9 protein-coding genes are annotated in these 10291 nt (G+C 71.3%); 5 read left to right on the plus strand and 4 right to left on the minus strand.

Translation table 11 applies throughout. The annotated features are described in order from the left end of the window. Positions 1 to 122 precede the first annotated feature (122 nt). Positions 123 to 980 carry an ABC transporter permease gene (locus AB0B48_RS10890; RefSeq protein ID WP_357199051.1) on the plus strand — a complete coding sequence of 286 codons (858 nt, stop codon included), beginning with the start codon at positions 123 to 125 and terminating at the stop codon, positions 978 to 980. Between the two features lie 244 nt (positions 981 to 1224). Here AB0B48_RS10890 and AB0B48_RS10895 read toward each other — a convergent pair whose 3' ends face one another. Continuing rightward, on the minus strand, positions 1225 to 2403 hold the full coding sequence (locus AB0B48_RS10895) for an ABC transporter substrate-binding protein (RefSeq protein ID WP_357199054.1): 1179 nt from the start codon (positions 2401 to 2403) through the stop codon (positions 1225 to 1227). A gap of 444 nt (positions 2404 to 2847) precedes the next feature. Between AB0B48_RS10895 and AB0B48_RS10900 the strand changes: the two genes are divergently transcribed. The 4 genes from AB0B48_RS10900 (at position 2848) to AB0B48_RS10915 (ending at position 7442) form a co-directional block, all read left to right on the plus strand. Continuing rightward, positions 2848 to 5979: a nitrate- and nitrite sensing domain-containing protein gene (locus tag AB0B48_RS10900; protein WP_357199057.1), complete on the plus strand. Its 3132-nt coding sequence runs from the start codon at positions 2848 to 2850 to the stop codon at positions 5977 to 5979. Further along, complete coding sequence (locus AB0B48_RS10905; protein WP_007465177.1) at positions 5976 to 6383, plus strand: roadblock/LC7 domain-containing protein; 408 nt, start codon at positions 5976 to 5978, stop codon at positions 6381 to 6383. The genes AB0B48_RS10900 and AB0B48_RS10905 overlap by 4 nt, the downstream gene beginning before the upstream one ends. Positions 6384 to 6472: 89 nt before the next feature. Next, positions 6473 to 6838, plus strand: coding sequence for a DUF742 domain-containing protein (locus tag AB0B48_RS10910; RefSeq protein WP_007465174.1), 366 nt, complete (start codon positions 6473 to 6475; stop codon positions 6836 to 6838). Next, positions 6819 to 7442: an ATP/GTP-binding protein gene (locus tag AB0B48_RS10915; RefSeq protein WP_030329978.1), complete on the plus strand. Its 624-nt coding sequence runs from the start codon at positions 6819 to 6821 to the stop codon at positions 7440 to 7442. The genes AB0B48_RS10910 and AB0B48_RS10915 overlap by 20 nt, the downstream gene beginning before the upstream one ends. A 92-nt stretch (positions 7443 to 7534) precedes the next feature. Here the strand turns inward: AB0B48_RS10915 and AB0B48_RS10920 are convergent, their stop codons facing one another. The 3 genes from AB0B48_RS10920 to nirB form a co-directional block, all read right to left on the minus strand. Beyond that, positions 7535 to 8623 (minus strand): uroporphyrinogen-III synthase, encoded by a 1089-nt coding sequence (locus AB0B48_RS10920; protein WP_357199060.1) that lies wholly within the window; start codon positions 8621 to 8623, stop codon positions 7535 to 7537. Further along, positions 8623 to 8970, minus strand: a complete 348-nt coding sequence (gene nirD, locus AB0B48_RS10925; protein WP_357199063.1) for a nitrite reductase small subunit NirD — start codon at positions 8968 to 8970, stop codon at positions 8623 to 8625. Before nirD ends, AB0B48_RS10920 begins: the two co-directional genes overlap by 1 nt. Continuing rightward, positions 8967 to 10291, minus strand: a 1325-nt coding sequence (gene nirB / locus AB0B48_RS10930) for a nitrite reductase large subunit NirB (RefSeq protein WP_357199065.1), incomplete at its 5' end; no start/stop codon positions are given. The genes nirD and nirB, both read right to left, overlap by 4 nt.

The following is a 10291-nucleotide window of genomic DNA, read 5'->3' on the forward strand; positions in this document are numbered from 1 at the left end:
CCTCGCGCCGTCGCCCTATTCGCCCGGTCGACAACCGGGGGAACGACCCCCCGACCCGGGGGGGCCGCCCCCCCGTCGCTCGTCGGCCCCCGGCGGGCCGTGGGATTTCGAGGAGGACAGAGATGACCGACGTCCGGTCAGCGGACCCGGCGGTGGCGGAACCCCCGCCCCCGAGTGCCGGCCCCGAGGTGGGGCGCGCGGGTCGAGGTGCCGGTCTGCGGGCCGGGGCCGAGGCGGTGCTGCCCGCGGTCGGCATCCTGGTCGCGCTGGCGGCGTGGTGGCTGGTCGCCCGGCTGGAGCTGGTCCACCCCGCAGCCCTGCCCCCACCCGGCGACGTGCTCACCGCGTTCGTCGACAAGCCGGCGCAGCTGCTGGAGCACACCTGGGACACCACGTTGGAGATCCTGACCGGGTTCGCCCTCTCGGTGGCCGCCGGTGTGCTGATCGGGCTCTCGCTGGCCAGCTCCCGCACTGTGGAGCGGATGTTCACGCCACTGCTGGTCGCCGTGAACGCGGTGCCGAAGATCACGCTGGGTCCGCTGCTGGTGGTGGCGCTCGGCTGGGGCCAGAAGCCGATCCTGACCATGGTGTTCCTGCTCTGCTTCTTCCCGATCGTGCTGTCCACCGCGACCGGGTTGACCACCACGCCGGCCGACCTGGCCGAACTGGTGCGGTCCTGGAACGCCTCCCGCTGGCAGGCGTTCCGCAAGGTGCGCTTCCCGGCCGCGTTGCCGCAGATCTTCGTCGGGCTCAAGGTGGCCATGCCACTGGCCGCGATCGGCGCGGTGATCGGTGAGTTCCAGGCCGGCGAGAGTGGCCTTGGCTACGTCATCACGCAGTACGCCGGCGTCGGCGACACCGCCACCGCCTGGGCGGCGATCATGCTCGTGGCGCTGGTGAGCATCCTGCTCTACTCGGCGCTCCTGCTGATCGAGCGGTTCGCCCTGCCCTGGGTGCGAGAAACCACAAGCAGCCGCTAACCACAGAAGAGATCACAGAGCAGCACCAAGACACAGATCAAGATCAACATTAAGAAACGCGCAGGGCCGGCCTCCCTCTCAGGAGGCCGGCCCGTCTTGTCGACGCTGCTGGCGCAAAGGGTGTGGCCTACCGTGCCCGGCGGAGGGATCAAGCCTGACCGCCCGGAGCCGGGCACGGTAGGCCACACCCCCCACCCGGCACTCGACGAAGAGCGCCGGGCCAAAGAACATGAGGCCCGAGCGTCTACCCAGCCAACCGCCAGCGCCCGTTGCGGGCGACCAGCGTGGTGAGCGCCTGCGGCATCAGGCCGCTGTGGTTGTCCGGCGTCATGCGGATCGGGCCGGAGAGGCCGTCCATCTGGGACGTCTCCAGCACGTCCCGGATGCCGTTGCGGTCCACCTTCCCGATCTCACCACCGGCGCGCAGTTCGGCGTCGGCGATGAGCTGGACGGCGTCCGCGGCGAACGACGAGGACCCGTTGTAGCCACCGAAGCGGGCGGTGTAGTCCTGGAACCACTGCCGCCGCGCCGCCTTGGCCGGCGTGGTCGCGATCACGTCATCGATCACCATCGTCTGGGTGAAGATCAGCGTGGCCTTCTCGGTCGCCTTGGCCGCCGCGCCGAGGAAGAGGTCCCCGGCCGCTCCCGCGTCGAAGTAGATCGACCCACGGAAGATGGTCTGCTGGACGGTGGTGGCTGCCAGTGTCGCCTGCTCCGGCGGGGTCCAGAAGACCATCGCGTCCGGCTTGCCCGACGCGAGCTGCTGGACCTGCTGGCTGACGTCGGTGTCGGTGGTCTTGACCCGCTGCTGTCGGAGCGTGATCTTGGCCTTGTCGAGCTCGCTCTTGAGCGCCGTCGCGCCCTCCTGGCCGTAGTCGTCGTCGCTGACCAGCATCCCCACCTTGCGGATGTTGTTGCGGCGCAGTTCGGTGGTCAGTGCGGCGGCGCTGTCCGGGGCGTTGGGGCCCAGCTTGAACACGTAGCGCCGTTCAGCGGCCGGCGCGGCGATCGCGCCGGAAGCGGCTAGCGCAATGGTGGGAATCCGCTTCTCGTTGATGGTCCCGACGGCTCCGACCGCGCATTCGTTGCAGCCGCCCATGATGATGGCGCTGACCTTCGAATCGCTGCTGAAGTCGACGATGTTGCGAAGTGACTCGGCCGAGTCGGAACGGTTGTCCTTCACCTTCAGGTCGATCCTCCGGCCGTTCAGTGCTCCGGAGGCGTTCAACTGATCGACCTTGAGTTCGAGGGCGCGCTGGTATGTCCGGCCAACTGTGGCGGCGGCGCCGGACAGTTCGAGATCGGCGGCGATCACGATCGGACTCGTGTCCTTCTCCGCCTCACCAAACTGGCAGCCGGTGAGCGTGGTGGCCACTACGGCCGATGCGAGCGCCGCGATGGTCGCGGAGCGGATGGGGCTCAACTCAGTCCTCCAGGTGCGGGCGCGGGCGCTGCCCGGTCACCGCCGCTAATCCGTCCTCAGTGGAGGACGGGATCTCCTCTGCCGTACGGTGTGCGCGAAGCCTGCAAAACCTTGCCAATGGCCGGCGCTGTGGTCAAGCGCGGACCCCGGCAGCATTTTCGGGACGGCCATCCCACATGCTGGGGTAACGCAATGTTTGCAAAAGCTCACTTTGCATGCACGCGTGACCACTCTGGAGTTACATGCCCTGTTCAGGGGCTTGCGGAAATGAAGGTATCAGTTGCCCGGATCACGGGATGCGCTCCGTCCGACCGTTTCCTACCTCACTGCGGCTTCCCAAACACGATCATCTCTGATGAAATCGCGGCCGTGCCGCGCGTGGTCCCCTCCGCTTACGGCATGGCTCGGCGGCTCAGGCGGGGAAGAAACGACGGAGGCGATGTCGTGAGCACCGGACCGACGACCCTGCCCGCGCTCGGCGATAGCGGTCGGCCTGCGCGCCGACGGATGCCGAGACTGCGTGACGCCCGGATCCGGTCCAAGTTGGCGTTGATTCTGGTCGTCCCGGTGGCGGCGGTGATCGCGCTGGCCACGGTCCGCCTGATCTCCGTCGGCGAGGGCGCGTTCGACGCCACCCAGGCCCGGTCACTGACGGCCCTCTCCGTCGACGTCAGCGCCCTCACCCAGGACCTCCAGTCCGAACGGATGGCGGCGGCCGCCTACCTCGCCGCTCCGCAGCAGCCGGCTGACGCGTACAACCTGCGGGTCCGCCAGACGCAGCAGCGGGTGGACGAGTACCGCGCCGAGCGGGGCCGGATCGGCGACGTGCCGGCCGCCCTGCGGGACCGGCTGGCCGCCATCGACGACCACCTGGCCACCTTGGACGGCACCCGTCAGGAGGTGTTGGACCGCCGGCAGATGGCAGTCGCCGAGGCGGTGCTCCGCTACGGAGTCATCCTCACCGACCTGGTCTCGTACGGTGACGGTCTGGCCCAGCTGCCCGGCTCGGAGAGCCTGGCGGACAGCCGCCGCGCGGTCGCCGCCTTCGCCCGCGCCAAGGCCTCCGTCGCCGAGGAAGAGGCCGTCGCCTTCACCGCGCTGACGGCCGGCCAGCTCGACTCGGAGCAGTTCTCCTCCTTCGTGGCAACGTTGACCGGTCAGCAGGAGGCCCTGGTCGCCTTCTCGCTGGCCGCCGACCCGGTGCAGCGCGCCCTGGTCGACAGCACCGTGTCCGGCGACGCCGTCGGCCTGGCCGACCGGGTGGCCACCGACATCACCCGCTCGGTCGGGCAGCGCTCACTGGTCACCGCCCAGGACGCCACCGCGGCGATCGGCGCCGTGAACGACCTGATGCGCTGGGCTGAGGTCCAACTGCAGGACCGACTGCTCCAGCAGGCCGACCAGGCCCGCTCGGACGTCATCCGGCAGGCAGTGGTCGAGTCGATCCTGGTGCTGTTGACCCTGATCATCGCCGTGTCGCTGGCCGTGGTGCTGGCCCGCTCGCTGAACCACTCGCTGCGCCGACTGCGCGAGGGCGCGCTTTCGGTGGCCAACCACGACCTGCCCGACGCCGTGCAGCGGTTGCAGAACATGGGCAGCGTGGGTGACGGCGGGGTGGACGAGATCGTCCGCCAGGTCCGGGACCCGATCCAGTTGAACAGCCGCGACGAGGTCGGTCAGGTGGCGCTGGCCTTCAACGTCGTACACCGGGAGGCGGTGCGGGTCGCCGCCGAGCAGGCGGCACTGCGTACCAGCGTCTCGGCGATGTTCCTCAACCTGGCCCGCCGCAGTCAGACCCTGGTCGACCGGATGATCGGCGAGCTGGACGCGATCGAGCGCGGCGAGGAGGACCCGAAGCGGCTCGCGCAGCTCTTCGAACTGGACCACCTGGCCACTCGAATGCGCCGCAACGACGAGAACCTGCTCGTCCTGGCCGGTGCCGACTCCGCCGCACCGCGTCACGACGACGCGCTGGTGGTGGACGTGCTGCGCGCCGCCCAGTCCGAGGTCGAGCTCTACAACCGCATCGAGTTCGGCACCGTGGACACCGACATCTCGGTGGCCGCGCACGCGGTGAACGACGTGGTACGCCTCGTCGCCGAGCTGCTCGACAACGCCACCCGGTTCTCACCGCCGAACACCACTGTGGTCGCCGACGGTCGCCGGATCCGTGACTACGTGCTGATCCAGATCGAGGACCGCGGGCTCGGCCTCACCGACGACCAGCTCGACTCGCTCAACCGGCGGCTCGCCGCCCCGCCGAGCGTGGACGTCGCCGCGTTCCGACTGATGGGTCTGGCCGTGGTGAGCCGGCTCGCCTCCCGCTACGGCATCCGGGTGGAGTTGCGCCGCAACGTCGAGGGCGGCACCGTCGCCCAGGTGACGTTGCCCGCCGCCACCGTGGTGCTGCCCAGCAACCGGGGCCGCGAGCAGGTGCTCACCCGGCCGCGTCAGCCGATGGCAGTGGAGCAGGCCCCGCTCTCCTCGGCCGGCCACGCCGAGCAGTTCGCCGGTGCTGCCACGACGGCGGCGACGCTGCCCGACCAGTGGCGGACCAGCTCGCCGGCGCCCGCCCAGTGGCAGTCGCCGCTGGATTCGCGGGACACCACCCCGGCCGTGCAGGCCGGTGGCTACACCGGTCCGCGCTCGACGATGCCGCCGGCACCCGCGGCCCCGGCGCCTGCCGCCCCGGCACCCGCCGCCCCGCTGCCGCCGGCCCGGCCGGCCTACAGCAGCGGTGCGGGCGCCTCGCTGGGCAGCCCGACAGTGGCTTACCCGACGGTCGACCCACTGCCTCGGCGTGGCTCCACCCCGGACACCGCGGATGGGCGTGGCGCCCAGGGCCTCCCGGTCGGGCCGGTCGCCGGGCCGGGCGCGGTGGCACCGCCAGCCGTTCCGTCGGTGCCCGCCGCGCCGGTCAGCACCCGGCCGGACTTCCCGGCCGAGGCTCCGATCTTCCGGGAGATGGAGGCGGTCTGGTTCCGGTCGCACGGCGACGACGCCACCGCGATCTTCACCCGGCCCAACTTCGACGAGCCGCCCGCGCCCGCCACCACCGCAACGGCCGACACCGGCCTGCGCACCGGCAACGGCGGCCAGCCGAGCGCCGCGACGGTGCCGGCCGCGTCGCCGGCCCGACCGAAACTGCCGACCCGTACCCCGGGCGGCACCGACGGCACAGCCACCCTGGGCGACGGCCCCGGCGCCACAATGGACGGCTTCGCGGCGCGACCGTCGGCGCCGCCGACGTACGCCCCGCCCCCGGCCGCCCCGACGGCTCCGCCCGCGCCCGCCCCCGACCCGGCAGCATGGCGTACGGCGGCCGACGAGGGCTGGTCCCGGGCCAGCCGGGCTGCCGAGCCGGCTCCCGCCGGCACCACCCGCTCCGGCTTGCCCAAGCGGGTGCCGCAGCAACAGCTCGTGCCGGGTGGCATCGAACCGAAGAGCGGCCGGGACCGCAGCCGGCGGACCCCGGACGAAGTACGTGGTCTGCTGTCGGCCTACCACCGCGGTGTGCAGCGCGGTCGGACGGCCGGAACGGATCTGAACAGCACCTCGACCAAGGAGAGCCGATGAACAGGCCAGCTGCCATGCAGGACATGGGTTGGCTGCTCACCAACTTCGCCGACAGCGTGGCGGGCATCGCCCACGTGGTGGCGGTGTCCGCAGACGGGCTGTTGCTCGCGTCCTCCCGGGATCTGCCGGGGGACCGGGCCGACCAGCTCGCCGCGATCACCTCCGGGGTGGTGAGCCTGACCGAGGGCGCGGCCCGGATGTTCAGCGCGGGCGGGGTGTTGCAGACAGTCATCGAGATGGACAGCGGGTATCTCTTCCTGATGTCGATCAGCGACGGGTCCTCGATGGCCGTGCTGGCCGCGCGCAGCTGCGACGTGGGCCAGGTGGGCTACGAGATGGCGCTGCTGGTCGAGCGGGTGGGTGCCGCGCTGGTGCCGCTGCCGCGCGACGCGGTGCGCTCTTAGCACCGGAAGGCGGCGCTCGTTCCGAGCGCCGGACCAGGGACGAGAGGCGGCACAGTCCGGCTCAGCAGGGGACGAGGAGGTGATCGGGAATGGACCAACGACGCGCTGACCCGCGTGGCGCGCTGGTGCGTCCGTACGCGGTCACCCGTGGTCGTACCGAGCCCCGGCAGGACATCGCCCTCGAGGCCGTCCTGACCGCCTCTCCGACCCAGGTCGCCGAGTCCCGCTTCGCCGGGCACGACAAGCACCGCATCGCCACGGTCTGTGAGGGCCGAGCACAGTCGCTGGCGGAGATCGCCGCGTATACCCGGATGCCGCTGGGCGTCGCCCGGGTGTTGGTCGCCGACATGGTGGCCGAGAGCCTGCTGACGTTACACACTGCTGCTCCCGCCGAGGGGTTCGAGGAGCGGATGGAACTGCTTGGAAGGGTGCTAAGTGGACTTCGCAGGCTATGACCCCGCAGGGGGGCGGCCGGGCCGGGGAATCGTCTCCGCGAAGATCGTCGTCGCGGGCGGATTCGGCGTCGGTAAGACGACACTGGTCGGGGCGATCTCCGAGATCACACCGCTGACCACCGAGGCGTTGATGACAGCGGCGGGTGTCGGCATCGACGACCCGTCCAAGGTGCCGGGCAAGGAGACCACAACGGTCGCCATGGACTTCGGCCGGATCACAATGGCCCAGGACCTGATCCTGTACCTCTTCGGTACACCGGGTCAGACTCGGTTCTGGTTCATGTGGGACGAGATCATCCGTGGGGCGGTGGGTGCCGCCGTGCTGGTGGACACCCGCCGGATCACCGACGCCTTCGCCCCGCTGGACTACTTCGAGAACCGCAACCTGCCGTACGTGGTGGCGCTGAACAAGTTCGACGGCGCACCGCAGTACGAGGCCGAGGAGGTCCGCGAAGCGCTGGCCATCTCGCCGCAGGTGCCGCTGGTGATGACCGACGCCCGGCAGCGGGACTCGGTCAAGCAGGTGCTGGTGACGGTGGTCGAGCACGCCATGCTCCGGCTCCAGTCCGAGCACGGGCGGGGCTTCCCGACGCCGGTGGGCTGAAACGTCGCGTCACGGCCGGCACGCTACGGCCGGCCGTGACGTGTTCAGGGCGTGTGGAAGTGCCCTCGGCCCGATCGGGGACTCCGCACGCCCTACTCGACCCGCAGCCGGTAGCCGCGCTTCACCACTGTCTGCACCACGCGGGGCGCGCGCAGCCCGGCCCGGAGCCGGGCGACGGCCATCTCGACGGCGTGCTCGTCCGCGCCCCGGGGCAGGGTCCTCAGCAACGCCGTGCGGGACAACACCCGACCCGGGGTCTGGGCCAGCGCCCGCAGCACCGCCATCGGCGCGGGCGCGAGCGGCCGCAGCTCGCCGTCGATCACTGCGGCGTGCCCGCGCAACGTGAGCAGGTGCCCGCCGGCCTTGAACGTCACGGTCCGGCGGGGCAGCTCGTCGACGATGGTCCGCACCAGTGCGCCCAACCGGGCCCGGCCCGGCGCGCTCACCGGCACCCCGTGCCGCAGCAGCGGCTCGGCGGTCACCGCCCCGACGCAGCTGGCCAGCACGTCGCCGCGCAACGCCGACAGCACCGCGTCGGTACGGTCGCCGGCGGCCCGCAGCAACGCCTCGGCCGCCGGTGCCGAGGTGAACGTCACAGCGTCCACCAGCCGACCGGCGATCAGGTCGATCAGCCGGTGCAGCGGCGCCGGATCGGTCGGCGGCGCCCAGCGGTAGACCGGCACCTCGATGACAGTGGCGCCCGCCGCCTCCAGCGCGAGCGTGCACTCGGGCTGCCGCTCGCCGTGCAGCTGCATGGCGATGACCTGCCCGGCGACGCCACGCCGGCGCAGGTGCTCGACCACCTCGTCGCAGCTCTCCGAGGCGGGTGACCACTGGTCGTGCAGCCCGGCCGCCCGGATCGCGCCGCGTGCCTTCGGGCCGCGCGCCACCACGTACGAGCTGGCCAGCACGGAGCGCAGTGGCTCGGCCAGCCCCCAGCCCTCGGCCGCCTCCAACCAGCCGCGCATGCCGATGCCGGTGTTGGCCATCAGGATGTCCGGTGGTTGGTCGAGGCAGGCGCGGGTCGCCTCGCGCAGCTCGGTGTCGTCGGACAGCGGCACGATCCGCAGCGCCGGGGCGAGCACCACCCGGGCGCCCCGTCGTTCGAGCAGCGCGGCCAACTCGTCGCGCCGCCGGTCGGCGGTCACCCCGATGGTGAAGCCCGCCAGTTCTTCGCGCATCAACCCTCCTGTCGCAGCCGCACCTCGACCAGCCCGTCGCGGCACCGTGCGTCGTGCCGAGCCACCGCCACCCCGGGCAGGTCGAGGCAGTGCCCGCTGCGCAGGTCGTACACCTGCTTGTGCAGCGGTGACGCGACGGTCGGCACTCCGCCGCGACTGCCGACGATGCCCCGGGACAGCACGTACGCCCCGGAGACCGGATCGCGGTTGTCGACCGCGAACAGCTCGTCGGCGGTCCGGAAAAGAGCGATCTGCACCCCGTCGACCAGGGCGGCGACGCCCCGGTCCGGTTCCAACCGGTCGAGCAGGCAGACGGTGGTCCAGGTCAGCGTGAGTGTCTGGGTCATCGCCGTACCTCCGGTAGGCCGAGGGTGACCGGTTGCCGACGGTGACCGTTGGTCGCCTCGGATCCGGTCGGGGACTGGTCGCGTACGGGAACCGGCTGGCCGCGTTCCCGGATGAAGGTGATCGACGGGTCGGGTACGTCGGGGGCGTTGACGAAGGAGGTGTAGCGGCGCAGCCGATCCGGGTCGTCCAGGACGTCGCGCCACTCGTCGGAGTACGACGAGACGTGTCGGGCCATCGCCGCGTCGAGGTCCTCGCAGAGCCCGAGCGAGTCGTCCACGATCACCGAGCGCAGGTGGTCCAGGCCACCGTCCATCGCCTCGATCCAGCCGGCGGTGCGTTGCAACCGGTCGGCGGTACGGATGTAGTAGATGAGGAACCTGTCGATCAGCCTGATCAGGGCGTCAGTGGTCAGGTCGGTGGCGAACAGGTCGGCGTGCCGGGGTCGGAAACCGCCGTTGCCGCCGACGTAGAGATTCCAGCCGGTCTCGGTGGCGATGATGCCGAAGTCCTTGCTGCGCGCCTCCGCGCACTCCCGGGCGCAACCGGAGACCGCCGACTTCAGCTTGTGCGGAGCACGCAGCCCGCGATAGCGCAGCTCCAGCGCGACGGCCAGCCCCACCGAGTCCTGCACCCCGTACCGGCACCAGGTCTCGCCCACGCACGACTTCACAGTGCGCAGCGCCTTGCCGTACGCGTGCCCGGACTCGAAGCCGGCGTCGACCAGCCGCCGCCAGATCTGCGGCAGCTGCTCGACCCGCGCCCCGAACAGGTCGATCCGCTGCCCGCCGGTGATCTTCGTGTAGAGCTGGAAGTCCCGGGCGACCTCGCCGATCACGATCAGCTTCTCCGGGGTGATCTCGCCGCCCGGTATCCGGGGCACCACCGAGTAGCTGCCGTCGCGTTGCAGGTTGGCCAGGAAGTGGTCGTTGGTGTCCTGCAACGACGCCTGTTCGCCGTCGAGCACGTGCCCGCTGCCCAGCGAGGCGAGGATGGACGCCACCACCGGTTTGCAGATGTCGCAGCCGCGGCCCCGACCGTGCTCGGCGACCAGCCGGGAGAAGGTGCGGATGCCGCGGACGCGGACGATCTCGAACAGCTCCCGTCGGCTGACGTCGAAGTGCTCGCAGAGCGCGCTGGACTGCGCCACGCCGGCCGCGTCCAGGAGCTGCTTCAGCATCGGCACGCAGGAGCCGCAGCTGGTGCCGGCCCGGGTGCACGCCTTCAACGCCGGTACGTCCGCGCAACCGTCGGCGATGGCGGCGTCCACGTCGCCCCGGGTCACCGCGTTGCAGGAGCAGACCTGCGCGGCGGCGGGCAGCT

The organism is Micromonospora sp. NPDC049089 (assembly GCF_040648775.1).
Lineage (GTDB): Bacteria > Actinomycetota > Actinomycetes > Mycobacteriales > Micromonosporaceae > Micromonospora.

What these genes read in the sequence shown, in the direction of transcription:
- AB0B48_RS10890 (WP_357199051.1), top strand. Translation starts at nt 123, where the DNA reads ATGACCGACGTCCGGTCAGCGGACCCGGCGGTGGCGGAACCCCCGCCC.
- AB0B48_RS10905 (WP_007465177.1), top strand. Translation starts at nt 5,976, where the DNA reads ATGAACAGGCCAGCTGCCATGCAGGACATGGGTTGGCTGCTCACCAAC.
- AB0B48_RS10910 (WP_007465174.1), top strand. Translation starts at nt 6,473, where the DNA reads ATGGACCAACGACGCGCTGACCCGCGTGGCGCGCTGGTGCGTCCGTAC.
- AB0B48_RS10920 (WP_357199060.1), bottom strand. Translation starts at nt 8,623, where the DNA reads ATGCGCGAAGAACTGGCGGGCTTCACCATCGGGGTGACCGCCGACCGG.
- nirD (WP_357199063.1), bottom strand. Translation starts at nt 8,970, where the DNA reads ATGACCCAGACACTCACGCTGACCTGGACCACCGTCTGCCTGCTCGAC.